The 24,063-nt window shown below is 62.0% G+C and carries 25 protein-coding genes; 15 read left to right on the top strand and 10 right to left on the bottom strand.

Annotated elements, in window-relative coordinates; genetic code table 11:
* Nucleotides 1-42: 42 nt before the first annotated feature.
* The 4 genes from BT125_RS01775 to BT125_RS01760 all read left to right on the top strand — a co-directional run bounded on the left by BT125_RS01775 (nt 43) and on the right by BT125_RS01760 (nt 4,785).
* A complete protein-coding gene (locus BT125_RS01775; RefSeq protein WP_072404762.1) occupies nt 43-2,097 on the top strand; it encodes a 2Fe-2S iron-sulfur cluster-binding protein in 2,055 nt (684 codons plus the stop codon).
* Between the two features lie 130 nt (nt 2,098-2,227).
* Nucleotides 2,228-2,857, top strand: a complete 630-nt coding sequence (locus BT125_RS01770) for a glutathione S-transferase family protein (RefSeq protein ID WP_072404760.1) — start codon at nt 2,228-2,230, stop codon at nt 2,855-2,857.
* 96 nt (nt 2,858-2,953) lie between these two features.
* Entirely contained in the window at nt 2,954-3,874 is a 921-nt protein-coding gene (locus BT125_RS01765) for a LysR family transcriptional regulator (protein ID WP_072404758.1), read from the top strand.
* Complete coding sequence (locus BT125_RS01760; protein ID WP_072404755.1) at nt 3,874-4,785, top strand: LysR family transcriptional regulator; 912 nt, start codon at nt 3,874-3,876, stop codon at nt 4,783-4,785. The genes BT125_RS01765 and BT125_RS01760 overlap by 1 nt, the downstream gene beginning before the upstream one ends.
* A gap of 3 nt (nt 4,786-4,788) precedes the next feature.
* On the opposite strand, the gene BT125_RS01755 is transcribed toward BT125_RS01760, so the two are convergent.
* Nucleotides 4,789-5,712: an AraC family transcriptional regulator gene (locus BT125_RS01755; RefSeq protein ID WP_072404753.1), complete on the bottom strand. Its 924-nt coding sequence runs from the start codon at nt 5,710-5,712 to the stop codon at nt 4,789-4,791.
* A gap of 110 nt (nt 5,713-5,822) precedes the next feature.
* On the opposite strand from BT125_RS01755, the gene BT125_RS01750 reads away from it, so the two are divergent.
* From BT125_RS01750 to cynR, 3 genes are all read left to right on the top strand, one after another.
* On the top strand, nt 5,823-6,170 hold the full coding sequence (locus BT125_RS01750) for a carboxymuconolactone decarboxylase family protein (protein WP_060741839.1): 348 nt from the start codon (nt 5,823-5,825) through the stop codon (nt 6,168-6,170).
* A gap of 200 nt (nt 6,171-6,370) precedes the next feature.
* A complete protein-coding gene (locus BT125_RS01745) occupies nt 6,371-6,595 on the top strand; it encodes a hypothetical protein (RefSeq protein ID WP_072404751.1) in 225 nt (74 codons plus the stop codon).
* A gap of 123 nt (nt 6,596-6,718) precedes the next feature.
* A complete protein-coding gene (gene cynR, locus BT125_RS01740; RefSeq protein WP_072404749.1) occupies nt 6,719-7,669 on the top strand; it encodes a transcriptional regulator CynR in 951 nt (316 codons plus the stop codon).
* 16 nt (nt 7,670-7,685) lie between these two features.
* Here the strand turns inward: cynR and BT125_RS01735 are convergent, their stop codons facing one another.
* The 3 genes from BT125_RS01735 to cynS form a co-directional block, all read right to left on the bottom strand.
* A complete protein-coding gene (locus tag BT125_RS01735; RefSeq protein ID WP_072404747.1) occupies nt 7,686-8,345 on the bottom strand; it encodes a carbonic anhydrase in 660 nt (219 codons plus the stop codon).
* Between the two features lie 29 nt (nt 8,346-8,374).
* Nucleotides 8,375-8,623: a DUF2790 domain-containing protein gene (locus BT125_RS01730; RefSeq protein WP_072404745.1), complete on the bottom strand. Its 249-nt coding sequence runs from the start codon at nt 8,621-8,623 to the stop codon at nt 8,375-8,377.
* Nucleotides 8,624-8,717: 94 nt separating this feature from the next.
* A complete protein-coding gene (gene cynS, locus BT125_RS01725; protein WP_072404743.1) occupies nt 8,718-9,185 on the bottom strand; it encodes a cyanase in 468 nt (155 codons plus the stop codon).
* Nucleotides 9,186-9,409: 224 nt separating this feature from the next.
* Here cynS and BT125_RS01720 point away from each other — a divergent pair, with 224 nt between their 5' ends.
* A complete protein-coding gene (locus BT125_RS01720; RefSeq protein WP_170866792.1) occupies nt 9,410-9,910 on the top strand; it encodes a GNAT family N-acetyltransferase in 501 nt (166 codons plus the stop codon).
* A gap of 479 nt (nt 9,911-10,389) precedes the next feature.
* Here BT125_RS01720 and BT125_RS01715 read toward each other — a convergent pair whose 3' ends face one another.
* Together BT125_RS01715 and BT125_RS01710 are read right to left on the bottom strand one after the other, a co-directional pair.
* On the bottom strand, nt 10,390-10,809 hold the full coding sequence (locus tag BT125_RS01715) for a VOC family protein (RefSeq protein ID WP_072404967.1): 420 nt from the start codon (nt 10,807-10,809) through the stop codon (nt 10,390-10,392).
* A gap of 90 nt (nt 10,810-10,899) precedes the next feature.
* Nucleotides 10,900-11,838, bottom strand: coding sequence for a DMT family transporter (locus BT125_RS01710; RefSeq protein WP_371857775.1), 939 nt, complete (start codon nt 11,836-11,838; stop codon nt 10,900-10,902).
* 92 nt (nt 11,839-11,930) lie between these two features.
* On the opposite strand from BT125_RS01710, the gene BT125_RS01705 reads away from it, so the two are divergent.
* A complete protein-coding gene (locus BT125_RS01705; protein ID WP_072404740.1) occupies nt 11,931-12,785 on the top strand; it encodes a LysR family transcriptional regulator in 855 nt (284 codons plus the stop codon).
* 186 nt (nt 12,786-12,971) lie between these two features.
* On the opposite strand, the gene BT125_RS01700 is transcribed toward BT125_RS01705, so the two are convergent.
* The 4 genes from BT125_RS01700 to BT125_RS01685 form a co-directional block, all read right to left on the bottom strand.
* Nucleotides 12,972-14,678 carry an amidase gene (locus BT125_RS01700; protein ID WP_072404738.1) on the bottom strand — a complete coding sequence of 569 codons (1,707 nt, stop codon included), beginning with the start codon at nt 14,676-14,678 and terminating at the stop codon, nt 12,972-12,974.
* Between the two features lie 231 nt (nt 14,679-14,909).
* A complete protein-coding gene (locus tag BT125_RS01695) occupies nt 14,910-15,329 on the bottom strand; it encodes a DUF6691 family protein (protein ID WP_072404736.1) in 420 nt (139 codons plus the stop codon).
* 2 nt (nt 15,330-15,331) lie between these two features.
* Nucleotides 15,332-15,928 carry a YeeE/YedE family protein gene (locus tag BT125_RS01690; protein ID WP_256573691.1) on the bottom strand — a complete coding sequence of 199 codons (597 nt, stop codon included), beginning with the start codon at nt 15,926-15,928 and terminating at the stop codon, nt 15,332-15,334.
* A 20-nt stretch (nt 15,929-15,948) separates the two neighbouring features.
* Complete coding sequence (locus BT125_RS01685) at nt 15,949-17,292, bottom strand: OprD family porin (RefSeq protein WP_072404735.1); 1,344 nt, start codon at nt 17,290-17,292, stop codon at nt 15,949-15,951.
* A gap of 286 nt (nt 17,293-17,578) precedes the next feature.
* Between BT125_RS01685 and BT125_RS01680 the strand changes: the two genes are divergently transcribed.
* The 6 genes from BT125_RS01680 to BT125_RS01655 all read left to right on the top strand — a co-directional run bounded on the left by BT125_RS01680 (nt 17,579) and on the right by BT125_RS01655 (nt 24,061).
* The gene (locus BT125_RS01680; RefSeq protein ID WP_072404733.1) at nt 17,579-18,310 is read left to right on the top strand and encodes a GntR family transcriptional regulator; all 732 of its coding nucleotides are present in this window, start codon (nt 17,579-17,581) and stop codon (nt 18,308-18,310) included.
* Nucleotides 18,311-18,432: 122 nt separating this feature from the next.
* The gene (locus BT125_RS01675; RefSeq protein WP_072404731.1) at nt 18,433-19,722 is read left to right on the top strand and encodes an MFS transporter; all 1,290 of its coding nucleotides are present in this window, start codon (nt 18,433-18,435) and stop codon (nt 19,720-19,722) included.
* A 28-nt stretch (nt 19,723-19,750) separates the two neighbouring features.
* The gene (locus BT125_RS01670; protein WP_072404730.1) at nt 19,751-20,581 is read left to right on the top strand and encodes an amidohydrolase family protein; all 831 of its coding nucleotides are present in this window, start codon (nt 19,751-19,753) and stop codon (nt 20,579-20,581) included.
* 194 nt (nt 20,582-20,775) lie between these two features.
* Entirely contained in the window at nt 20,776-22,959 is a 2,184-nt protein-coding gene (locus BT125_RS01665) for a PAS domain-containing sensor histidine kinase (RefSeq protein ID WP_072404729.1), read from the top strand.
* The gene (locus BT125_RS01660) at nt 22,956-23,348 is read left to right on the top strand and encodes a response regulator (protein ID WP_072404727.1); all 393 of its coding nucleotides are present in this window, start codon (nt 22,956-22,958) and stop codon (nt 23,346-23,348) included. Before BT125_RS01665 ends, BT125_RS01660 begins: the two co-directional genes overlap by 4 nt.
* Nucleotides 23,349-23,617: 269 nt before the next feature.
* Nucleotides 23,618-24,061 (top strand): HIT family protein, encoded by a 444-nt coding sequence (locus BT125_RS01655; protein ID WP_072404725.1) that lies wholly within the window; start codon nt 23,618-23,620, stop codon nt 24,059-24,061.
* Nucleotides 24,062-24,063: the final 2 nt, after the last annotated feature.

Here is a 24,063-nt window from a genome sequence, read left to right as displayed (position 1 = left end):
CACTGGCGCAGGCGTTCATGCTGCGAGCGCGAGGAGTAGCCGATGGACGAAGCCTTGCAAGCGAAAACCTCGCCCTGGCACGAAGGAGAGCTGACCTTGCAGCGCTCCGTCGGGGCAGTCGACATGATGGCCAGTGTCGGCCAACGGCAACTGGCGCGCACGTGGATGCCGGACCAGCACCGGGAGTTTTACGCCCAGTTGCCTTTCGTGGTGCTGGGGGCGGTGGATCGGCAGGGCGACGTGTGGGCGACCCTGCGCACGGGGCAGCCGGGTTTCATGAGTTCGCCCGATCCGCAGACCCTGCACATCGACCTCGAGCCCGAACCGAACGATCCGGCCCAGGAGGGCATGGGCGAGGGGGATGCCATCGGCATGCTGGGGATCGAATTGCACACCCGTCGGCGTAATCGCATGAATGGCGTCGTGCGCCGTCAGCTTGCCCCAGGGCTGGAGATTGCAGTGAGCCAGGCCTATGGCAACTGCCCTCGCTACATCAACCTGCGCCAGTATCAATTTGTCGACGCACAGGCGGTCGCGCCGCGTCAGTTGACCGTGTCGGACCCGCTGGTCCGGCGCCTGGTGACGGCGGCCGATTCGTTTTATATCGCCACCTACGTGGTGCGCGATGGTGAGCGGCAGGTCGATGCGTCTCACCGTGGCGGCAAGCCGGGGTTCGTGCGCATGGATGAAGACGGGTCGCTGACCATTCCAGATTTTTCCGGCAACCTGTTCTTCAACACCCTGGGCAACATTCTGCTCAACCCACGGGCCGGGTTGGTGTTCGTCGATTTCCAGACCGGCGATCTGCTGCAAATGAGTGGCTCGGCACAAGTCCTGCTGGACGATCCCCAGATCACTGCCTTCCAAGGCGCCGAGCGGCTGCTGCGCTTCACACCGCAACGCATCGTCTATCGTCCGGCCGCCATCGCGCTGCGCTGGAAGGATCAGGATGAAGGCGATTCGCCCAATTCATTGATGACCGGCAGTTGGGAGCAAGCCGCCGAGCGTTTGCAGGCTGAGGCGCTGCGTAGCCACTGGCGTTCGTTGCGGGTTTCGCGAGTCGTGGATGAGAGCCACAACATTCGTTCGTTCTACCTGCAGGCGAGCGATGGCTTGGGTTTGCCCCGGTTTGAAGCCGGGCAACATTTGCCGGTGCGGATCCAGCTGGAGGGGCAGAAAGCTCCTTCGATCCGGACCTATAGCGTTTCCAGTGCGCCGTCGGATGATTTCCTGCGCATCAGCGTCAAGCGCGATGGATCGGTGTCGTCCCACCTGCATGAGCAGGTGCGGGCGCTGCACGAGATCCAAGCGCGGGCGCCCCAGGGCCATTTCACCGTCCAGGCCACCGAGCGGCGTCCGTTGGTATTGCTGGCCGCGGGGGTGGGCATCACGCCGTTGTTATCGATGTTGCGCGAGGTGGTTTACCAGGGGCAACGCATCAGCCGCATGCGCCCGGTCTGGCTGGTGCAAAGCGCCCGCTCGGTGGCCGACCTGGCGTTCCGTGAAGAGATCGACGAACTGGCCGCCCGTGCCGGCGACAAGCTCCAGGTTGTGCGCATGGTCAGCCAACCACCCACCGAAGCAAAGGTTGGCGAAGGCTATGACTTGGCGGGCCGGATCGATGTGGAGCTGCTGAAGAAACTGCTGCCGCTCAACGACTACGACTTCTATCTGTGCGGGCCGGGCAGCTTTACTCAGGCGCTGTACGACGGGTTGCGCAAATTGCGCATCCCTGACGATCGCATCCATGCGGAAACCTTCGGTCCTTCCACCCTTGTGCGGGATATCGAAGTCAGCATGCCGGCGCCCCAGCAAGTGCCGGCCGCGACTGAAGCGGTGAAGGTCTTGTTCGCCAGCTCCGGCAAGGAGGCCCGTTGGGAACCTGGCGGCGGAACGCTGCTGGAACTGGCCGAAGCGCGCGGCCTGAACCCGGAGTTCAGCTGCCGCGGCGGTTCCTGCGGCACCTGCAAAACCCGCTTGAGCCGCGGCCAAGTGCATTACCTGAGCCAGCCGGCGGAACCGGTCGGCGACGGTGAAGTACTGATCTGTTGCGCGGTGCCGGCCCAAGGCAGCGAGCCGTTGGTGCTTGAGGTCTAGGGCCTCCGATCGTTTCACTGGGTGAAATGCTGGATTGTAAAAGCTGGTTATTCCGCTGTCCGGAGCAGAAGCAGAGGATAGCGCCATCGACGCGATCACCGCTTCGAGCCCAAACAACATGGAGTACGTCATGTCTGAGAAAGCGATCAAACTTTATCGCCATCCGTTGTCGGGCCACGCCCATCGTGTCGAGCTGATGCTCTCGCTGCTGGGCCTGCCGACCGAACTGGTATTCGTGGACTTGATGAAAGGCGAGCACAAGACCCCGGAGTTCCTCGCCATCAACAGTTTCGGCCAGGTGCCGGTGATCGATGACAACGGTGTTGTGCTGGCCGACTCGAACGCGATCCTGGTCTACCTCGCAGCCAAATACGGCAAGAGCCAGTGGCTGCCCAGCGATCCACTTGCCCAGGCCCGGGTGCAGCGCTGGCTTTCGGTGGCCGCGGGCCAGATCAACCAGGGGCCGGCCAACGCCCGATTGATCACCGTGTTCGGCGCCGGCTATGACGCCGAAGACGCCATCAAGCGTTCCCACGCCCTGTTGAAGGTGATGGAGACGGAACTGGGGCAAAGCCGGTTCCTGGCCGGTGAGCAACCGACCATCGCTGATGTGGCCGCGTACACCTACGTGTCCCATGCTCCGGAAGGCAACGTCGCGCTGACCGATTACCCGAACGTCCGTGCCTGGCTGGGCAGCATCGAAGCCTTGCCGAATTTTGTCGGCATGCAGCGCACCGCCAAGGGCTTGCAGCAAGCCTGAGGCAAACCGCAGGAGCTTGCCGGGGGCATCTTCCGGCAAGCCTTGAGACGTACCGGCACCTATGTTCAACCTCCCTCAAGCAAGGCTGGATCACCCATGGATCGCTTTCAGGAAATGCAGATTTTCATGGTGGTTGCCGAGGAGGAAGGGTTCGCCGCTGCCGCCCGGCGCTTGCGCATTTCGCCACCGAGCGTGACGCGGGCCATTGCGGCGATGGAGGAAAGGATCGGCACCCAGCTGTTGTCCCGTACCACCCGCAATGTGCACCTGACCGAAGCGGGGCAACGTTACCTGGAAGATTGCCGGCGAATCCTGAGTGAACTCGAAGAGGCCGAGGAGGCCGCCGCCGGCAGCTACTTGATCCCTTGCGGGTATCTGACGGTCACCGCGCCGGTGTTGTTTGGCGAGTTGTACATCGCGCCCTTGCTGACGGATTACCTGGATCGATTCCCCTCGGTACACCTCAATGCCTTGTTGGTCGACCGCGTGGTGAATATCGCCGACGAGGGCATCGATGTGGCGATCCGCATCGGCCATTTGCAGGAAAACAATCAGCACGCCATCAAGGTCGGTGAGGTACGCCAAGTGATTTGCGGCGCCCCGGCCTATTTCCAGCGCCATGGGCGGCCAACCCATCCTGGCGAGTTGAGCAAGGCCAATATCGTGATGTCTTCGGCCAGTCATTTGCTGAGCCACTGGCAGTTCATGGACGAAGCAAACTCGCTGAGCCTGCGGGTTGACCCACGCTTGGTGGTGACCGCGAATCAGGCCGCGATCAATATCGCCCGCCAGGGCTGGGGTGTTACCCGGGTATTGTCCTATCAAGTGGCCCGGCAGGTCACCGAGGGGGAACTGGAAGTGGTGCTCAAGGCCTTCGAACCACCGGCGTTGCCAATTCACGTGGTGTATCAGAAGAGCAATCGAGTGCCGGCCAAGGTGCGTACGTTTGTGGACTTCCTCGCCGATCGACTGGGAGACGACGTCACGCTCAAGCCTGTCGTAAAAGGCACCGGCTGATGGCGCGCCACCATGAAATGCTGATATTTCACGCGCTTTCGCAGTGCCCCAGCCTCGCCTCGGCCGCCCAGCGCCTCAACGTCTCCGGACCGACCGTGATGCGTGCGGTCGCTCGACTGGAAGCGCGACTGGGTGTGCAGTTATTGTCACGAAGCACACGCGGGGTGGTGCTGACCGCAGCCGGGGTCGGCTTCATGGCCGATTGTTCACGCATTCTCAAGGCCGTTGACGAGGCTGAAGCATCGGCCAAGGGCTGGCATGTCCAGGCACAGGGCAATTTGACGATTCTGTTGCCCACGTTGTTCAGCCGTTATGTCATGGCCCCGGTATTGGCCGGCTACATGGATCACTTCCCCGAGATCAGGGTATTCGCCCACTACCATGATCGATTCCCGAACATGCAAGAGGAAGGGCTGGATGTCGCGGTGCTGGTAGGGCATCTACCCAGTTGTTCATTGATCGCACGGCCTGTCGGCAGCGTTCGTTCGCTCGTCTGTGCCAGTCCTGCTTACCTGGCCATGCATGGTGAGCCGGTCGTGCCGCAAGATCTGCACGATCACCGACTGATCGCCACCCAGGCCAACCAGGACTGGGTCCAGTGGTCTTTTCAACAGCAGGGCGAGGCCAACGGCTTCAAGGCACGCACGCGGCTCAGTTGCGCCACGTTGCAGGCGGCCATCGAGGCCGCGGCTCATGGGGCCGGGTTGACGCGCTGCTTGAGCTATCCGTTGTATGACTATCTGAGCAGCGGACGCTTGCGCAGGGTCTTGCAAGCCTATGAACCGCCCTCCATGCCCGTGCAGGTGGTCTACCGTGAAAGACGCAAGGCGCCGATGCGTGTGCGCAGTTTCGTGGACTACATCGTCGAGCACCTGCGCGAGCACCCGGCCCTGCGAGCGGATATCTCTTGATTGTCAGCGCGCGTTTGGGGCCTGGATCCCACGACGCACCCGCCCTGGCGCTTCGCCGTAGACTTCCTTGAATTTCTTGCTGAACGCTGCCTGGGATTGGTAGCCGACCTGTAGGGCTATATCGCTCAGCCCCAGGTGTGAGTGGCTGAGCAGACTGAAGGCCAACTCCATGCGTACTTGCGTCAACAGCACCCACGGCGAGACGCCGGCCAGCTTGACGAATGCGCGCATGAAGTTGGCCCGGGACATGCTCGCGAGATCCGCCAGGCCTTGAATGGTCCACTCGTGCGCAGGGTCCGCCAGCATCGCCTGCCAGGCCCGGCCCAGGCGCTTGTCGCCGAGCAGGGCCAGCGAGCCGCTGTCCTGGCCATGGCTCGCCAGGTGCGCACGCAGAATCAGGGTGAACAGGGCCTGGGACAAGGCGTCGAGCAAGAAGCGAGCGCCGGGCTGGTTCCCATCCGCTTCCCCGCGAAGGATCTCCACCAACGCCGGCAAAGGTCCGTTGGCCGGCAATGCGCCGCAGGGAACCACCAGGTAGTCGGGCAGGGCGCTGAACAGCAACGAAGCCCGGTTGAAGTGAAAACCACCGCACAGCATGTCCAGCTCCGCGCTGGCACCGCCAATGCGGTGAATCGGCAGGGTGCCTCCGGTCACGATCCGGGGTGAAGTTGGCGTCACCCTTTTCCCAGGGCTGTGCATGAGGTGCGGGGCGCCGCGCGGCAGCAGCAGGATGTCACCGGCGCGCATAGGCAAGCGCTGCCCATCGGCAAACTCGACGCGGCATTCGCCGCGCAGCACGATGTGATAGGGCGCCGTTCCCAGGGCATGTTGTCCGTGATCCAGGGCCCAGTCGCCCTGGAACTGACAGCGCAGGTCCAGGCTGCCGCGAACGTTGGCCAGGCTGATGAGTTTATCGATCGCATTCATTTGAGCGTTTCGCCAAAAAAACTGAGCGGATTGAGCAAAACCGAGTGGCGCCAGGGTGAAAAACTGAGGGCGTCAAAACAGTACACCCAACCCACTCAGGAGTTAATGCCATGTTCAATAACTGGTCCGAGTTGTTGCCCACCATTCAGAAAGCGTTTGGCGCGCTGGGCCGCAGCAACCCGAAAATGGTCAAGGCCTATATGGCGCTCGGGGAAGCCGCCAGCGAAAACAACGTGCTCGATGCCAAGACCCGCGAGCTGATCTCGATCGCCATCGCCGTGACCACCCGTTGCGACGGCTGCATCGCCGCCCACACGGATGCGGCGATCAAGGCGGGGGCGAGCCGTGAGGAGGTCGCAGCGGCCCTGGCCACTGCGATTTCGTTGAATGCGGGGGCTGCCTACATCTACTCGCTGCGATCGCTTGAAGCGTACGACACGCTGAAAAAACCGGCGTGATTCATAGCCGATCCCAAGCCCCGGTTGCCTCAACGACACCGGGGCTTTTTTTGGCTGCCCAGGACGATTGTTTCAGATAGCGCAATCAAGTCATCAGACTCCTGGGCATTCTCTAAAAACCGTTCGCCAGTGAAACTGCTCCCAGAAGCGATCGACCGTTTCGGGCCGTCGCAGCGTTCTCCCTTCTCCAGGAGATTCCCATGATCGACGTCACCTGCACCGACAACCCTTGGTCGGACACCTCTGTCGCGACTCACCCAGAATACGAAGGCGGGTTCCTGTTGCCCCAGTTGATGGGCGCCCTGGCCAGCGAGTCCGCAGCACCGGTTTCTAACGTCCCGTGCCAGCCGCGTACGAACGGCGCCATGCTGGCGAAGGCGAGCGCCTTTGTGATGCGGGTGCTGAGGCTGACGCCGACCCGCTAAACGCAACGCTGAGCTTGTGACGAGGGAGCAAGCATCCTCGTCATCGCGTTCGTGGCGGATGTGGACGCAACATGTCCCCTATACAATGCATCGCAATTACCCAAGCTCCAGATGGTGGTTCCGATGTTGCTACGTCACTTGCGCTATCTGTTGGCGGTCGCTGACCACGGTGGTTTCACGCGTGCCGCCGAGGTGCTGCACGTGTCGCAGCCGACCCTGTCGCAACAGATCCGGCAACTGGAAGAAACCCTTGGCGTGAGTCTGTTCGACCGCACGTCTCGCACGGTCAGGCCCACAGATGCCGGGGCGGCCTATATCGAATGCGCCCGGCGGGTGCTGGTGGAGCTGGCCGCCGGCAAGCGCGCGCTGCACGACGTCAAGGATCTGTCCCGCGGCAGCTTGAGGCTGGCCATGACCCCAACGTTCATGGCTTACCTGGTCGGGCCGCTGGTGCGTGACTACCGTGCGCAGTACCCGAATATCCATCTACAAATCTTCGAGTTGTCGATGGTCGATATCGAAGAGGGCTTGGCGAATGACACGTTAGACATCGCCATCGCATTCGATCAGGTCAGGAGCGCCGATATCGAATCGATCCCGGCGTTCACCGAAACCCTGGGGCTGATGGTGGGGCGCAATCACCCGTTGTATGACTGCCAGGCCGCGCTGACGGCTGAGCAGGTCGGGCAACTGGAGTTCGCCTTGTTGAGCCCGGACTTTGCCACCCGTACGTGCATCGACGACTACTTCGGCCAGGCTCGGATTACGCCCAAGGTGAGCATTGAGGTCAATTCGGTCAGCACGTTGCTGGAAGTGATCGGGCATTCGGCCGTTGCCACTATCCTTCCGGAACCCATCGCCACCCAGGAGCGCGCATTGCGCAAGCTGGCGCTGCAGGACGCGGCGCCCCGGCGTGGGGCTTCGTTGTTGCGGCGCAAGAACAACTATCACAGCGCGGCGTCCGTGGCTTTCATGGAGACACTGTTGCACGGGGTGGATGGCTTTGGGGCCGCTGCGCAGCCCAGCGGGAGCAAGCGCCCTCGCCACCGTGATCGAGGTGGGCAACAGCCCTAGACAAAACAGCGAGCCCTCACGCGGCAGTCGCCGTCCGGGCCGGTACGGCACACGCCTGGGGGTTGTCCGCCAAGGACCTGAAGCTGCGATTGTCGGTGTCCAGGGCATCGATGGAGCCGGTCTCGATGTCATAGACCCAGCCGTGGAGGTTGAGCAAGCCTTTCTCCTGGGCCAGCCGCACGCTCGGGTGCGTCTGGATGTTCGCCAATTGGGCAATGACGTTTTCACGCACCATCGAACTGACTTTCGCCGCGTCATCGACGTGAGACCGTGATTCATTGATGACCCGTGCCGACTCGGCGTGTTGCAGCCAACCGCTGACCGCCGGCAGATGATCCATGCAGGCGCATTTGGCGACGGCGCTCATGGCACCGCAATCGGAATGACCACAGATCACGATATCCCTCACCCCCAGCACCGCGACGGCATATTCCACCGTCGCTGAAACACCGCCTGGGTGCGGGCTATAGGACGGTACGATGTTGCCGGCATTGCGGATCACGAACAGTTCGCCGGGTTCCTGCTGGGTCAGCAGCTCCGGCACAACGCGGCTGTCGGAACAGGTGATGAACAACGTGCCCGGGTGTTGCGTGGTGGCCAGGTGTTTGAACAGGTCCGTCCGTTGTGGAAAGACCTCCTGCTGGAACTTCAGGAAACCTTCGATCAGCGCTTTCATGCTGCTTGCCTCCAATGAATAGGGTGTTATCAGTTCGTGCAGCCGGTGCCGATCAGGCTGTATTCAAGAATGTGGGTTTCACCTTGGGAATCGCGATAGGTCATTTGCACTGGCGTTGGACCGCAGACATCGGCGGGGGTGGTGATATTCAACACCTGGGCGATATCCAGATGCATGCCGTAGGCATAGGAAACGACCTCCGCAGGTGCGGTGGATGGTTGGGCATGGGCCGACAGCGAGGCGGTCAGCGACAGGGCCAGAAACAGGAATTTTTTCATGAGTCATGCTCCACGCAAGAATGAGTAGTGAGTTCAAATCAGCAATAAGTTGTTTGCAGCGAAGCCCCAGGTTCGCCTGGGGCCAGCGAGACGATCAGAACGGACGCAGGGGCAGGAATTTGCCATCCAGCGTGATCATCGCACGCGAGCCGCCTTCAGGGTCTTCGACTTTCTTGATGTCGAGCTTGAAGTTGATCGCGCTGATGATGCCGTCGCCGAACTGCTCATGAACCAGGGCCTTGAGGGTGGTGCCGTAGATCTGGATCATTTCGTAGAAGCGATAGATCGTCGGATCGGTCGGCACGCCAGCGAGGCTGCCGCGCAGGGGAATGATCTGCAAACGGGCGACCGAATCAGCGGTCAGGTCCAGCTTCTCGCCAATCACCTTGGCCGCGTGTTCCGGCAATGGATGCTGGCCGAGCAGGGCGGCGGTGACGTAGGCAAGGCTCAGACCGGTGCCATCGGCCAAATCCTGCCAAGACAGGTGCTTGCGCGCTTTGGCATCCAGCACTTCGGTGGTCAGGGCCAGGCTGATGTCGTTGTAGGCGTGGGACTGTTGCATGGCGTAGCTCCTATCGGTTTGGATCGGGTTGATGTCGCTTGGTTGAAGCCATCATCTGCCGCTTTAGCTATAGCGTCCAAGACCGATATGCAATGCAATGCATTGGTGTTGCCTATGGGTTGAGGCTCACGTTGTTGAGTAAATCCTGTAATTGTTGACCTGTACTAATCTGTTGGCAGGCACGGTAGAAGTAGTCATTTAACTAGCCAGCAGAGATATTTCGAATGACGAACCATGAAACCGATGTCGGCAGAGCCAATGAGGCCGACCTGGACGGGATCCTGGCGCTTCAGGCCGCGAATCAGATGGCCCGCGGCGGCTCGCTTTCTGCGAGCCTGCCAAGGGCCCGTGTGGCAGCGATGATGCAGGAAATGCCTCTGATTGTTGCGCGTCGAGAGGGTCGTATCACCGGTTTCCTGATGACTACCACGCGGGCGATGAATGCCGACCTGCCGATCGTACAAGCGATGTTCGCCGCTTATCATGGAGCGCCGGATGCCTATGTCTATGGCCCGATTTGCGTGGGCGAGGCGGAGCGTGGCAAGGGATTGGCCCAGCGAATGTTCGCGGAGCTCCGGCGACTCGAGCGGGGGCGTGAAGGTATTCTTTTCATACGCAAGGACAATGAACCCTCGCTACGTGCGCATTTGAAAATGGGTATGAAAGAAGTTGCTTCCTTTCCATTCAATGGGTTCGATTTCGCCGTTTATTCGTACGTTGGCTAGACAGGAAAAAAGCGCTCACTAGACGATAGCGCCAGTCAGTTAAGCCTCATACCTGTGAGAGCAAGCTTTGCTCCCACAGGTTGTGCGCCGTTTGATCCTTAACTGACTGGCAATGCCCCAACGCCCGGAAAGAACGTAATGCGCTGGCAGTAGGGGGGAAATCTCCCGGCTCCTCACCGCTGTCCGGCAGCCAGTCCCTGTACAGGCACAGCGCGGTGGGCTCGAGGTTGTCTGCGCCATTGAACGTCGGGCTGGTCGACGGGATCAGGCCGACACTTCGCCGCCTGGCAATGAGCGTTGAAGGGGCTTGCCGATCGCCGAGGGATCGCCTCTGTGCTCCATGACATGACGCGCTCGACCAATCTTTGAGCGTGACGGGGGCTTGATCATCGCAGCGTTGGCCTGCGCAGTTACCTTCCTGGGTTGGAAGCACTGACGGCCGTTTGCTTCAGGCGCAAGGAGGGCGTGGGCAATTGCCGCTACAAGGACTTCTGGCGCACGACTGAGTCGATGGCGTCATGGCAACAGACGCAAAGCTTGTTACCGTCGAGATCCCGAAAGTAGGCGCCGTAATAATCGGGATGGTAGTGAAGTCTCAAGCCGGGCTCTCCCTCACATGTGCCCCCCATCGCTATCGCTGTTGCATAGGTGTTTCTGACGGCTTCCCGGTTGGGCGCAAGCAGCGCCACCATCTGTCCGTTGCCGGGTTCGTGCGCCTTGCCGTCAAAGGGTTTGCCAATCACGAAGATTGGGCGAGGCGAGTTCTCGACAGTCCAGCCAGCCCAGCCTTTGGTGGCGTCGCAAAATTTCAAGGTGAGGCCCAGTCCTGCCATGATTTTCGAATAGAACGCGAAGGCACGATCAAAATCGGCGATACCTAAAAAAACATGGGAGATCATCATGGCTATTGGGTTGCCTGTGAGCGCGAAGGGACGTTGAGTTCCAGCGTACGCTGCCACAGGAATCATCGCGCTGCCAAGTTCCGGTTGTTAAGGCTCACGCCCGCAGGCTTGATGCCTGGCCTGCCGCGCTTCGATGCCAACGACCAGCCAGATGCCGATCCCGGACACCGCCATCCCCACCGCCATCTGCCAGGAAAGCGGCTCGTTGAACATGGCCCAGGCCCAGAGCATCGTAATGGGCGGGCTGAGGTATAGGACACTGGCGACGCGGGTGGCGGTTGCGCGGCGCAGGCACAACCAGTAGAGGCCGTAGCCGCCCATGGTCGACAGGCCCGCGGTCCACAACACGCTCAGTGCAAAGCCTGTGCTGGGCAACGGGGCGAGACTGCCATGGGCGCCCTCGACCAGGGCGAAGGCCAGGCCCGACACGCAACACTGCAGCCACAGGTTGGGCAGCAGGCCCAGCGAGTGTTCGACGGGTAAGTATTTCTGCCACAGGGTCGCGACGGCGAGGGAGAACATGCCAAGCAGCGGTAGGCCATAGGCCCACAAGGGCGCATTGCCCCACGCCAGTGCGCCCTGGGTCACCAGCATGACGCCGAGCAGGCCGATGAGCAGCCCCGTCCAGACCTGCCAGGCCATTCGTTGCCGGAGTACGCCAGCGGCCAGCAGCGCCATGCCCATCGGCAGCAGATCGGCGACCAGCGCGGCCAAGCCCGCCGGCACGCCCAGGGCAATGCCTTGGGTGATGCCGCCCAGGTAGCCCGCCATCGCCAGGAGGCCGATGCCGGCGTTCTTCAACAGTGCGACGGGCGAGGTCCGGCGTAGCGACCTGGCGACGAAGGGAAACAGGACGAGCGTGACCACGACACACCGCCAGAAGACCACCAGCAGGGCCGGCGCGTAATCGATGGAAAAGCGCGCGCCGACGAAGCCCGAGCTCCACGACACCAGCAATGCCGCTTCGAGTAACGGCAATGGAATCAGCCAGTACCAGGCGGGCCGGGGAAGGGAAGTGCAGGTCATCGCTTTATTCGGGTTCATGACCACAGGCTACGAAACCCGGCTAATCTAATAAATCAAAATGTAATGCATCAGTTATTCACGAAGATTGAATCATGACGGCCATACTCGATATCGACTTGATACGTACTTTTCATGCGGTGGCGCGGATCGGCAAATTCAGTGCGGCGGCAGACCAACTGCACAAAAGCCCGGCGGCGGTCAGCGTGCATATCCAGCGTTTGGAAGCGGTCGCTGGCGGGCGGTTGCTCAACCGGGACAACCAATCGGTATCCCTTACCGCGTTGGGCCAGCGTTTGCTCGTGGCGACGACGGAGCTGCTGAGCACCCACGACCGGGTACTGGCCGACCTGCACGGAACCCGTTTGGCGGGGCGTATCACCTTGGGGGTGCCGGATGAGTACGCAGACCATGTGATCCGCGACATCCTCCCGACCTTCGCCGCCGCGTGGCCCAACGTGGTGCTGGAGCTCAAGACTGCGCCAAGCTATGCGCTACGCGACCTGGTGCAGCGCGGCAAGCTCCAGGCGGCAGTTATTGCCCAGCCGAAGGGGCAGGCGAATGCAGAGGTGCAAGTGCTGGTGTCCACCACGCCGGTCTGGGTCGGCCCGGCCCACACGACGGCGGCTTCGATGGAGCCGCTGCCGCTGGCGGTGCATGCGGCGCAATGCCCTTATCGGCAAGCGATGATGGAGTCCCTCAGGCAAAGCGGGCGCAAGACCCGTATCGTCCTGGAAAGCCCCTCCAACCAAGCCATCAAGGCCTGCGTAGAGGCCGGGTTGGCGATCAGCCTGATAGACCGTGGGCGTGTGACGGATGCCATGCGGATCCTCGAAGGCCTGCCGGTGATCGCGGAGCATGAGGTGGTGTTCATGCGAGCCCAGGCGTCGCGCGGCGATGAAGCCGTGAGCCTGCTGGCCCGTGCCATGCAGCAGTATTTCCGGCTGTAGGCATGGCGCCGGGGGCCGCTGCGCAGCCCAGCGAGCTCCCTCGCCACGGTTGCTTGCTCGGCTGGGTGACCGTGTGGATCATTCAAACGCCACCCTCGCCAAAATGGCCCTCAGTATTGCACCTCTGGGCTTTTGTGGCGAGGGCGCTTGCTCCCGCCGGGCTGCGCAGCAGCCCCCATGATCGGGTCAAGCCGACAATGGCGGTGTCCGAGGCGGGACCCGGCGCTTGGAGCCAATCGACTCGAACGCCGACGCCAGTTGCAACAGCCTCGAATCGTCATAGGCACGCCCGGCGAATGTCAGCCCGACGGGCATGCCGATGTCCGCCATGACGCCCATTGGCACGGTGACGGTGGGTACGCCCAAGTGACGGATGGCGAGGTTGCCGTTGGCGACCCAGACCCCGTTGCTCCAGGCGATATCGGCAGATTCCGGATTGATATCCGCATCCGCCGGTCCGACGTCGGCGACGGTCGGGAAGATCACCGCATCCAGGCCCAGCCGTTCCATCCAGTCTTCCAGGTCGATCCGGCGTGTCGCCTCAAGCCCCCGCAACCCGTCGGGCAGTGTCGGGATCTGGTCCCAGGGCGTAATGCCGCGCTGGGCCATCTTCACATACTCATCCATGCCGGCGGCCAGATCGTCCTCCCGGTTGGGCAGGGTGCCCGGGTCGTGGGGGAAGATCTTCGGTCCGTCGACGTCGGCCAGGCGATTCAATTTTGGGTCACCGTTGGCCCGCAGGAAGTCATCGAATGCCCAGGCCGACAGGTCCCACAACTCATGGTGCAGGAACTCCTTGGAAACCAGGCCGCGGGTGAACACCGTCGGTGCGCCGGGACGGTCGCCCTCGCAGTTGGACACCAGCGGGAAATCCACCTCGACCACTTCGGCGCCGCAAGCCTCAAGGGCCTTGCGGGCTTGCTCCCAGAGGTCGATCACCGAGGCGCGGGTGACGATTCGTTGCCCGGTCGGGCCGCCGATGCCGGGGGCCTCGGCGGTGCCGGCTTCAGGGTCCGCATTGATGTACATCCGTGGCACGCCGAACCGAATGCCGGCCAGCGCCCCTGGGTTGCTGGCAAGGCTTGGATACGAGGCGGGACGAACCGACTCGACGCTCGGAATCGGCACCCAGGGTTGCAACCGCCACAGGTCGCCACGGGTGTCCGGGTCCTCGGCGACCACCACGTCCAGCACTTCGAGCAGGTCGGCCATGGTCCTGGCGAAGGGCACGACGACATCCATCGTCGGCGTCAACGGCCAGTTGCCCCGCACCGAAATCACCCCACGCGACGGCGTGTAGGCGCACAGGCCGTTGTTCGACGCCGGGCCACGTCCGCTCGACCAGGTTTCTTCGGCGAGGCCGAACGCCGCGAAACTGGCGGCGGTTGCCGTGCCCGCACCGTTCGAGGAGCCGGAGGCAAAGGGCGCGGTGAGGTAGTCGCCGTTGTACGGGCTTTCCGCCCGGCCATAGACCCCGCGCTGCATCCCGCCATTGGCCATGGGCGGCATGTTGGTCTTGCCCAGGCAGATGGCCCCGGCGGCGCGCAGTCGTTCGATGGTGAACGCATCGCGATAGGCCACCAGGTCCTTGAACGCCGGGCTTCCGGAGGCGGCGGTAAGCCCTTTGACCAGATAACTGTCCTTGGCCGTATAGGGAATGCCGTCGAGTGGGCCGAGGGTCTGGCCACTGGCCCGACGGGCATCGGAAGCCTGCGCTTCCTTCAGCGCATCCGGATTGCGCACCACCACCGCGTTGAGGGCCGTGGGTGTGTCGGGACCGTCGTAGGCATCGATCCTGGCGAGGTAGGCCTGGACAAGGGCTACCGCTGTGGTCTGGCCCGATTCCAGCGCGGCGCGCAGTTGGGCAATGGAGACTTCGGTGATGTCGATCATGCAATTACCGCCGCGGTAGAAGGATGACGGGTGTGCGGGTCCATTGACGTCGGGCCTGGCACTTCAGGTCATCTAAAGGTGGATATTTATCGGGTTTTGCCTACTGTACTACGGAAGAACGATCAAGGGCAGTCCCGTTTTACCGGACGTCTTCTAGCGTGTAGGAAAATTTCCCATCTCAATATCTCGTTAAGAAACGGCTTAGGCAGGATCAACGATCAGCACTGCGCCTCAGCGGCCCCGTCGATTTTCCAACACCGTGAACAGCACCATGCCGGCCAGCATGGCCAAGGCGAAGACGATGGCTTGCCAGTGCCCTGTCAAAAGGGTTGCCACGGCAGGGCCTGGGCAGATGCCGGCGATGCCCCAGCCGATGCCGAACACCAGGGCGCCGCCGATCAGGCGCTTGTCCAGTTCACGCTTGGCTGGCAGTTGCATGGGACGACCCAGCAACGAGCGGCTGCGCTGGCGTGCCCAGGTCATCGGGACGATGGCGGTGCCAATCGCGCCAATCATGACCAGGGCCAGGGACGGGTCCCAGGCGCCGGCCAGGTCCAGGAACGCCAACACCTTGCTCGGATTGGTCATGCCCGCCAGGAGCAGGCCGAAGCCGAACAACAACCCGGCCATGAATGCGCTCAGTTTGAGCATGTTCAAATCTCCAGCCAGTGACGCAAGACAAACACCGTGGCGAAACCGCTGAGCATGAAGCAAGCGGTGGCAACCATCGAGCGCGGCGAAAGGCGGGACAGGCCGCACACGCCATGACCGCTTGTGCAACCTGAACCGTAGCGGGTGCCGATACCCACCAACAGGCCGGCGATGATGAGACCGGCCGCGCCGCCCTGGAACTCAATCGCTGGAAGGCTGGCAAACACCCCCCAGAGAAGTGGCGCAACGAGCAGGCCGAGGAGAAACAGCGCTTTCTCACCAAGGCCTTCCGCGCCTCGTTGCAGAAGACTGCCGATCAGGCCGCTGACGCCGGCGATACGCCCATTGGCGACAATGTACAGGCCCGCCGCCAGGCCGATCAGCATGCCGCCGGCCAAGGACGACCAAGGTGTGAAGTTGAACCAGTCGATGTGCATGAGTCTTTCCCCAGCCTGCGAGTGTCCGGTGTGGCTGAACGTTGCTTTCAGCTGACTTGCTGCGGTGCAATCACCCACACCGCTGCACGGCAGCTTGTACAGCAGCCCTTCCACGGTGCTATCGATCAGCTTGCCTAGGCCACTGTAGCGCACGCGCCCCATGACGATGACATCAATCAACGTCAGAACGGCCCCAGCTTGAGCGGGTACTCAATGACGAGGTACAGCCGGTCGATGTCATCGCCGCTCTGGCTGCTATTGGCACGATGGGTGACGTGGGACAGTTGCAATGACAGGTCCTTGGCCGGGCCTGACTGCACGATGTAGTGCAGGTCCAGGTCGCGCTCCCAATGGCGCCCGCCAGCACCTTGTTGCGGGCTGTAAGTACCTGTGTCGCTATCGAACGGATTGTAGGCGCCGCCTTGGGGGGCATGGCTGCCGTCGATCCCGCGTCCAGTCACATACCGGGCCATGAAGCTCAGGCCGGGGATGCCCAAGGTGCCCAGGTCAAGGTCGTAGCGCGCTTGCCACGAGCGCTCGCCGGGGCCGTTGAAGTCGGCATATTTGATCGAGTTGGCCAGGTAGATGGAGTCGCCGCCGACGAAATCGAAGGGCGTGTCGCCGTTGATTTTCTGATAGGCCAGGGTGAACGCCTGGGCATTGAGCCGATACTTGCCACTCAGGCTATAGGCAGTGGTGTCGATGGCCCCGGCGTTGGCCTTGCCGTAGTCGCGGGTGTGATACAGGTTGCCGTCAAGGAACAGTTCGCCAAGGGTGGTATGCAGGTTGGCATAGTACTGGCGCCAGGTATCGCTCAGTTCGGAGGCATAGAGCGCGCCGCCCAGGGCTTGCCCGGTAAACAGGTCGGCGCCGATGAAGTCGATGGCGCTGTTGCGCGTCGTCGCGCCATACCCGGAAAAATCACCCTTGCCGGTCGAGGCGTCCTGATTCTTGAAAGTACTGAAGTGGCCCGCCTGCAGGTCGACCCCGTTGAACTCGCGGCTGGAGAGCAGCAGGCCGCTGGCGTATTCGGGTTGTAGGCGTTTGTCTGCGGTATCGAATACCGGGCTCTGCACGGTCATTTCGCCGACCGCCAGGGTGGTGCGTGAGGTGTTGAATTTTAGCGCGCCGCCCGCACTGGAGTAATGCTCCTCGCTTCGCCCGTTCTCATCCAGCGGCAATAATCCTGTTCCGGAATGCCCCTTGCCGCCGTCCAGTTTCAACCCCAGGAACCCGTGGGCATCGATGCCTACGCCGATCGTGCCGGGGGTGAAACCGGACTCGAACGAGGCGATGAAGCCCTGGGCCCATTCCTGTTTGTAGCTTTTGCCTGCTGGGGTCGGGGCGCGATAGTCATTGTTGAGGTAAAAGTTGCGGCCGAGGACTTCCAGCGTCGCCCCGTCGAGAAAGCCAGGCGTGTTTTGCGCGAGTTCCGCTGCCATCGCCGGTGCGGCGCTACTGGTGATCAGGGCAAGCAGCCAGAGCGGCTTCAGGGCGGCGGTTGAGTGGTAGGGAGGAGGCAACATGCTTCATTTCCATGTGAAATTGGGCGGGCGAAGGGGGCTTTTGCGCCAATGACAGGCCACCGGTGCTTGTTACGCCTTGGCGAAAACAGGTCTGGGCAGAGGGCTTCATTCTTGGGCGTGGGGCGCGAGCGTGCGAGTTAAACGTTGTTAATTGCGGGCGGCTGCGTCGTTGGATTCACCATTCGTCAACGAGACACCCTGGCACTTCTTGACAGCCATCGAGCCTGGGTAAATACTCGCCGCTGATATTCATATATATGACTAGATAACAAGGTGAATAAGGTCAATGAGCTCTCTTTCCAGCGACGTCCGTCTGCCGCTTTACCAACGTTTGCGCGACCAATTGGCTGAGCAGATCGCCAATAACCGCTGGCGCCCCGGGGAGGCGATTCCGACCGAGGCCGCCCTGTCAGCGGAGTACCAGTTGTCGACCGGCACAGTGCGCAAGGCCATTGATGCGCTGGTCAGCGAGGGCATCCTGGAGCGCCAGCAGGGGCGCGGTACTTTCATTCGCCGGCCGCAGTTTCAATCGTCGCTGTTCCGTTTCTTCCGTTTTCAAAGTGCCTCTGGTGAACGCCGGGTCCCCGAGAGTCGGATCTTGTCCGTGGAGCCGGTGGCCGCGCCGTCGGCGGTGGCCCAGGCGCTGGGGTTACCGGTGGATGCGCCGGTGATTCGCCTGGTGCGGGTGCGTCTGCTGGAGGTGAAACCAGTGCTCGCCGAAGAAATCTGGTTGCCCCGTAGCCGCTTCCAGGCCTTGCTCGAAATCGACCTGAGTCAAAAGGGCCCGTTGCTTTACCCCATCTATGAAGAAGTGTGCGGCCAGGTTGTCGCCTATGCCGAAGAAACCCTCACCGCCGAATCGGTGAATGAGGTGCACGCAAGATTGCTGCAGGTGCCGGTCAACAGCCCGGTGGTGGTGATCGAGCGCCTGGCGCGGGACTACGCGGGCAATCCCCTGGAGTGGCGACGCTCTCGCGGGCATGCCGAGCACTTCCGCTACAGCGTGGAAATTCGCTGACCCGACCCGGCTAGCGGCGAGTCGGTCGCCGCTGTCCTTACCGTTTTGTTTGTCATGACTGGCCCTGTAGCGGCGCGGTTCGCTCTCGGCTGCCTTTCGTTCCACTTACAAGGATAAGAACCATGTTCAGTTGGTATCGCCAAGTCACTGCGCGGGAGCGCAAAACGTTTTGGGCCTGTTTCGGCGGATGGTCGCTCGACGCCTTGGAAGTACAGATGTTCGGCCTGGCGATACCGGCGTTGATCGCCGCGTTCGCCCTGACCAAGGGCGATGCCGGGCTGGTCAGCGGCGTGACCCTGGTCACTTCGGCCATTGGCGGCTGGGTCGGCGGGACGCTGTCGGACCGTTACGGTCGGGTGCGCACGCTGCAATGGATGATCTTGTGGTTTTCGTTCTTCACCTTCCTGTCGGCGTTCGTCACTGGCTTCCACCAATTGTTGATCGTCAAGGCGCTGCAAGGCTTCGGGATTGGCGGGGAATGGGCCGCCGGCGCGGTATTGATGGCCGAGACCATCAACCCCAAGTACCGCGGCAAGGTCATGGGCACGGTGCAAAGCGCCTGGGCGGTGGGTTGGGGGTTGGCGGTCGGCGTCTTCACGCTGATCTACTCCCTCGTTCCGCAGGACATGGCCTGGCGGGTGATGTTTGTCGTGGGCCTGCTGCCGTCGTTCCTGATCATCTGGGTGCGGCGCAATGTTGAAGAGCCCGACAGTTTCCAGCGCCTGAAAAAAGACAATGTCATCCCGCAGAGTTTCTTCAAATCCCTGGCCGGTATCTTTCGCCCCGAGTTGATCCGCGTGACCTTGTTTGGCGGGTTGCTGGGGCTCGGGGCGCACGGTGGTTACCACGCGGTGATGACCTGGCTGCCGACCTTCCTCAAGACCGAGCGCAACCTGTCGGTGCTCAACTCCGGCGGCTACCTGGCGGTAATCATCTTCGCCTTCTGGTGCGGTTGTGTGGTCAGCGGCCTGTTGATCGATCGCATTGGTCGTCGGAAAAACATCGTGTTGTTCGCGCTGTGCTGCGTAGTCACCGTGCAGTGTTATGTGTTCCTGCCGTTGACCAACACCCAGATGCTGTTCCTGGGGTTCCCGCTCGGTTTCTTCGCGGCCGGCATTCCGGCGAGCCTCGGGGCGTTTTTCAACGAGTTGTACCCGGCGGATGTGCGCGGCGCCGGTGTGGGGTTCTGCTACAACTTCGGCCGGGTGCTCTCGGCGGTGTTCCCGTTCCTGGTCGGGCACATGAGCGATTCCATGTCCTTGGGCTCGGCCATTGGCATCGACGCCGGGATTGCCTACGGCGTGGCGGTGATCGCGGCGCTGTGCTTGCCGGAAACCCGCGGCCGCAGCCTGGAAGCCATTGCGGCATCGGCGCCTGTGGTTGAGCCTGACAGCCAGAGCGCCCGAGCCTGATTTCCCTTATTGTCAATAGATGAGACCCATGGTTGATACCTGTACCAAACCGATGACCGGCATTGACTGCCACGCCCACGTGTTCAGTCGTGAGCTGGAACTGGCCGCTGTCCGGCGCTACACACCCGACTATGACGCCACGCTCGCTCAATACCTGGGCCACTTGCACGCCCATGGCTTGAGCCATGGCGTGTTGGTGCAGCCGAGTTTTCTCGGCACCGATAACCGCTACCTGCTGGCCGCGCTACGGCAAGCACCGGAGCAGTTGCGCGGGGTCGTGGTGGTGCAGCGAGACGTCAGCCGAGCCGAGCTGGAGGACATGGCCCGGTTGGGCGTGGTCGGTGTGCGCTTGAACCTGATGGGCAAAGCCTTGCCTGATTTTCGTGACGCCGCCTGGCGCGGCTTTTTGGGCCACATCGCGGAACTGGACTGGCATGTCGAGTTGCATGCCAACCTGGTGGACTTGCCGGGGTTGATGGCTCAGCTGTTGCCATGGGGCATCAAGTTGGTGGTCGATCATTTCGGCCGCCCGGATGCGCGCTCGGGGCTGGATCAGCCTGGCTTCGCCCAATTGATGGCGGCGGGGCAGGGCGGGCAGGTGTGGATGAAGGTGTCCGGCATCTATCGATTGGGCGCAACGGCCCCGCGCAACCTTGAATTCGCCCGCGCCTCGTTGGCGGAGCTGGAACGCAGTTTCGGCCCCGAACGCCTGGTGTGGGGCAGCGATTGGCCGCACACTCAGCATGAAGCGCAGGACGGCTTCGAGACGGTCATGGCGCAATTGCGCGCGTTGGAATGTTCGGCGTCGCTGATGCATGCGTTAATGGTCCAGGCACCCCAGGCGCTCTTCAAGTTTTGAGGCGCGAAGGTGTTGGCGTCGAGTTTTGCTGAACTCGTTCGATGAATAAGGATCTAGACTCCATTGAAGCCCTGCGAACAGTCGCCGTATCGGCCTTTAAAAGGGATTTCTGCGAGCTGGAACCACTGACCCAGGCGATGCACTGGGGCGAAGGACAGCGAGGGTGTTTCAGCCAGGCGGTTTGAGGATGACTGATGTCGAACATTGAAGAGCTACCCACGCAAACCCATGCGCCGAGCGAATACGAAAGCTTGATCGCAATGGGAACGAGCGCGCTCGATGCCATTCCCGGTGCGGTGTACCTCTGCGATCACCAGGGCTGGCTCGTGCGGTACAACAGCGAGGCGGCCGAGCTGTGGGGAAGGGCGCCAGCACTTGGAGAGAACGGCGACCGTTTTTGCGGCGCCCATCGATTGTTCCTGGCCGATGGCACGCCGCTGGCATTCGAACACTGCCCGACGGCCGCGGCGCTCAATACAGGCATTGCGCCGCGCAACCAGGAAGTGATCATCCAGCGCCCGGATGGCTCGCGGTTCGTGGCGCTGATGAACATCCGCGCCCTCCGGGATCGCTGGGGCGTCATTCAAGGGGTGATCAACTGTTTCCAGGATGTTTCGGCGCACCATGCCATGGCCGAGGAGCTTCGGCGCAAGAGTGCCGACCTGGAAGACTTTTTCGAAAACAGCGCCGTGGGCCTGCATATCGTCAGTGGCGAGGGCATCATCCTGCGCGCCAACAAGGCGGAGCTGGCGCTGCTGGGGTATCCGGCAGAGGAATACATCGGGCGGCATATCACCGAGTTTCATGTCGATGAACCGGTTATCGACGATATCCTCACCAAGCTGGGCAGTGGTGACTGCCTGGAGAGTTATCCGGCGCGCCTGAGGGCGAAAGACGGCTCGATCAAGCATGTCACCATCACTTCGAACGGGCGCTTCGAGGACGGAAGGCTTTTCAACACCCGTTGCTTCACCATCGACAGGAGCTGCGTCCACGCGGCCGAGGTGGCGCGCCAGGATAGCGATGAGCGGCTTTCGGCGACCTATGAGGCGGTGACCGTCGGGATTTCCGAGGTCGATATCGACGGTCGCTTGCTCCGGGTGAACGACGCCCTGTGCAACATGCTGGGTCGGTCGCGGGAGGAGCTCCTGTCGATGACGTTCCTGGACTACACCCATCCGGACTGCATCGCCCAGGATGCGGGGTTGTACGCCCGCCAGGTGGCCGGTGAACTGGATAACTACGTGCTGCGCAAGCGCGCCCTGAAGCCCGATGGCGAGGTGGTCTATCTCGACATCCACAGCTCGTCGGTGAGGGACGCCAACGGTGCGTTTCGTTATGGCGTGCGGGTGCTGCAGGACGTCACGCTGGCGCGGCGGATGGAAAACCAGATCCGCGAAAGCGAACGGCACATGCGCAATCTGCTCGAAGCATTGCCCGCCGCGGTGTACACCACCGATGCCGAGGGACGCATCACGTTCTACAATCGTGCCGCTGTCGAGCTGTCGGGGCGCACCCCGCAGTTGGGCGACATGTGGTGCGTGACCTGGAAGCTGTTCAATACGGACGGAACCGCACTTCCCCACGATCAATGCCCGATGGCGGTGGCGCTGAAGGAAAACCGGCCGATACGCGGCGTCGAGGCCATCGCGGAGCGGCCGGATGGCAGCCATGTACCGTTCACGCCGTTTCCCACGCCGTTGCATGACGCCGATGGAAACCTGGTGGGCGCCATCAACATGCTGGTCGATATTTCCGAACGAAAACAGGCGGAGAACCGGCAGAAAACGCTGATCGATGAGCTCAATCACCGGGTCAAGAACACCTTGGCCACGGTGCAATCGCTGGCGGCCCAGACCGCGCGCAATGCAGAGGATGCGAAGGACGGCTACAGGCGTTTCGAGGCCAGACTGTTGGCATTGTCCCGTGCACACGACCTCTTGACCAAGCGCCATTGGGGGCAGACGCCACTCGACACCCTGGCCCATGAAGTATTGCTGCCGGTCTTTGGGCATGAGCCTGGCCGTGTCGTGATCGAGGGCGCTTGCGTGGACATCGGCACCCGCGTGGCGCTCAACCTGACGATGACCCTCAATGAATTGGCGATCAACGCGCTCAAGTACGGGGCCATGTCGGTCGAGACGGGGACGCTTGCTGTCACCTGGCACTTGCAGACCCAAGCGGACGGAACATGGCTGACCCTCGACTGGCAGGAGCGTGGAGGGCCGCTGGTATCCCCGCCGGAACGGGAAGGGCTGGGTTCGCGCTTGATGAAGCGCTGCATCGAGCGCGACCTGGGCGGCACGTTTGACCTCACCTATGCCCCGCAGGGCGTTTGCTGCCGCTTTTCGTTCCTGATTGGAGCGGACGGGGCATGAGCCCATTGGCTGGAACCCGGGTGCTGGTCGTCGAAGACGAAGGCGCGATTGCCCTGTTGATCGAGGAAATGCTGGAAGAATTCGGATGCAAAGTGGTGGCTTCGGTCGCCCGGCTCTCCGCTGCATGTGACATCGCCGGCTCGGTGCAGGTGGACCTGGCGATCCTGGACGTCAACCTGGCCGGCGAGCGTGTGTTCCCGGTGGCCGACATTCTTCGCGAGCGCCAAATCCCCTTTCTGTTCAGCACCGGATACGGCGCCAGCGGGCTGCCGACCGAGTACGCCGCGCGGCCGGTTCTGCACAAGCCGTTTTCGGAAAGTGAATTGCAACAGAAAATGGCCGTTACGCTGAAGGAATCCCGCGAAAGCGCCCCCGACCTTCAGCCCTGATGCCCACTGACTCGCCGCTATCGCGAGCAAGCTCGCTCCCACAATGGCCGGCGGCGAACTGTTATTGAGTGCCCCCCACAAATTCCCTGTGGGAGCGAGCTTGCTCGCGATAGCGGTCCCGGCCTCCAGCACCGATACCAGCGGATACGACACCCTCCCCAGCAAGCACAGCGCTGACGTTCAAGCAGGCCTCTACGAGACGTTGCCGCTGGACTGTGCTAAATCTCTTACCGGCAACCTACGTCTCCAAACCCATTCAAGGAGTGAACATGAGTCTCCACGGTCATTACGATCCGCAGAACATTTTTGCGCTGATCCTTCGCGGCGATGCGCCGTGCTACAAGATTTACGAAGACGCCGATGTGCTGGCCTTCCTGGATATCTTTCCTCAATCACGCGGCCATGTCCTGGTCATCCCCAAAGCCTCCCAGGCACGCAACATCCTCGAAGTCGAGCCCACTGTATTGGGCGCGATGATGTCTGCCGTACAGCGCCTGACGCGCATCATCGTGGACGAGCTGCAGCCGGACGGGGTCCAGGTCGCGCAGTTCAATGGCGCTGTGGCCGGGCAAACGGTCTTTCACATTCACATGCACATCATTCCTCGCTGGGAAGGTGAGGAGCCGGGTGTGCATGGCCGGGGCAAGGCCGATCCCGAGGAACTGGAAAAACTCCAGGCTCGCCTGGTCGAGCGCATTCGCTCAGGGGTCTGACG

Origin of the sequence: Pseudomonas sp. NFACC04-2, assembly GCF_900119265.1 — a bacterium.
Lineage (GTDB): Bacteria > Pseudomonadota > Gammaproteobacteria > Pseudomonadales > Pseudomonadaceae > Aquipseudomonas > Aquipseudomonas fluorescens_AA.
Note: the sequence above shows the minus strand (reverse complement) of the source record. Positions and strands in the feature narration are given on the sequence as shown.

What these genes read in the sequence shown, in the direction of transcription:
- BT125_RS01770 (WP_072404760.1), top strand. Translation starts at nt 2,228, where the DNA reads ATGTCTGAGAAAGCGATCAAACTTTATCGCCATCCGTTGTCGGGCCAC.
- BT125_RS01745 (WP_072404751.1), top strand. Translation starts at nt 6,371, where the DNA reads ATGATCGACGTCACCTGCACCGACAACCCTTGGTCGGACACCTCTGTC.
- BT125_RS01690 (WP_256573691.1), bottom strand. Translation starts at nt 15,928, where the DNA reads ATGGGGCGCGTGCGCTACAGTGGCCTAGGCAAGCTGATCGATAGCACC.
- BT125_RS01775 (WP_072404762.1), top strand. Translation starts at nt 43, where the DNA reads ATGGACGAAGCCTTGCAAGCGAAAACCTCGCCCTGGCACGAAGGAGAG.
- BT125_RS01705 (WP_072404740.1), top strand. Translation starts at nt 11,931, where the DNA reads ATGACGGCCATACTCGATATCGACTTGATACGTACTTTTCATGCGGTG.
- BT125_RS01730 (WP_072404745.1), bottom strand. Translation starts at nt 8,623, where the DNA reads ATGAAAAAATTCCTGTTTCTGGCCCTGTCGCTGACCGCCTCGCTGTCG.
- BT125_RS01710 (WP_371857775.1), bottom strand. Translation starts at nt 11,838, where the DNA reads ATGACCTGCACTTCCCTTCCCCGGCCCGCCTGGTACTGGCTGATTCCA.
- BT125_RS01735 (WP_072404747.1), bottom strand. Translation starts at nt 8,345, where the DNA reads ATGAAAGCGCTGATCGAAGGTTTCCTGAAGTTCCAGCAGGAGGTCTTT.
- BT125_RS01685 (WP_072404735.1), bottom strand. Translation starts at nt 17,292, where the DNA reads ATGTTGCCTCCTCCCTACCACTCAACCGCCGCCCTGAAGCCGCTCTGG.
- BT125_RS01655 (WP_072404725.1), top strand. Translation starts at nt 23,618, where the DNA reads ATGAGTCTCCACGGTCATTACGATCCGCAGAACATTTTTGCGCTGATC.
- BT125_RS01695 (WP_072404736.1), bottom strand. Translation starts at nt 15,329, where the DNA reads ATGCTCAAACTGAGCGCATTCATGGCCGGGTTGTTGTTCGGCTTCGGC.
- BT125_RS01665 (WP_072404729.1), top strand. Translation starts at nt 20,776, where the DNA reads ATGTCGAACATTGAAGAGCTACCCACGCAAACCCATGCGCCGAGCGAA.
- BT125_RS01660 (WP_072404727.1), top strand. Translation starts at nt 22,956, where the DNA reads ATGAGCCCATTGGCTGGAACCCGGGTGCTGGTCGTCGAAGACGAAGGC.
- BT125_RS01760 (WP_072404755.1), top strand. Translation starts at nt 3,874, where the DNA reads ATGGCGCGCCACCATGAAATGCTGATATTTCACGCGCTTTCGCAGTGC.
- cynS (WP_072404743.1), bottom strand. Translation starts at nt 9,185, where the DNA reads ATGCAACAGTCCCACGCCTACAACGACATCAGCCTGGCCCTGACCACC.
- BT125_RS01720 (WP_170866792.1), top strand. Translation starts at nt 9,410, where the DNA reads ATGACGAACCATGAAACCGATGTCGGCAGAGCCAATGAGGCCGACCTG.
- BT125_RS01670 (WP_072404730.1), top strand. Translation starts at nt 19,751, where the DNA reads ATGGTTGATACCTGTACCAAACCGATGACCGGCATTGACTGCCACGCC.
- BT125_RS01675 (WP_072404731.1), top strand. Translation starts at nt 18,433, where the DNA reads ATGTTCAGTTGGTATCGCCAAGTCACTGCGCGGGAGCGCAAAACGTTT.
- BT125_RS01755 (WP_072404753.1), bottom strand. Translation starts at nt 5,712, where the DNA reads ATGAATGCGATCGATAAACTCATCAGCCTGGCCAACGTTCGCGGCAGC.
- BT125_RS01680 (WP_072404733.1), top strand. Translation starts at nt 17,579, where the DNA reads ATGAGCTCTCTTTCCAGCGACGTCCGTCTGCCGCTTTACCAACGTTTG.
- BT125_RS01715 (WP_072404967.1), bottom strand. Translation starts at nt 10,809, where the DNA reads ATGATCTCCCATGTTTTTTTAGGTATCGCCGATTTTGATCGTGCCTTC.
- cynR (WP_072404749.1), top strand. Translation starts at nt 6,719, where the DNA reads ATGTTGCTACGTCACTTGCGCTATCTGTTGGCGGTCGCTGACCACGGT.
- BT125_RS01750 (WP_060741839.1), top strand. Translation starts at nt 5,823, where the DNA reads ATGTTCAATAACTGGTCCGAGTTGTTGCCCACCATTCAGAAAGCGTTT.
- BT125_RS01765 (WP_072404758.1), top strand. Translation starts at nt 2,954, where the DNA reads ATGGATCGCTTTCAGGAAATGCAGATTTTCATGGTGGTTGCCGAGGAG.
- BT125_RS01700 (WP_072404738.1), bottom strand. Translation starts at nt 14,678, where the DNA reads ATGATCGACATCACCGAAGTCTCCATTGCCCAACTGCGCGCCGCGCTG.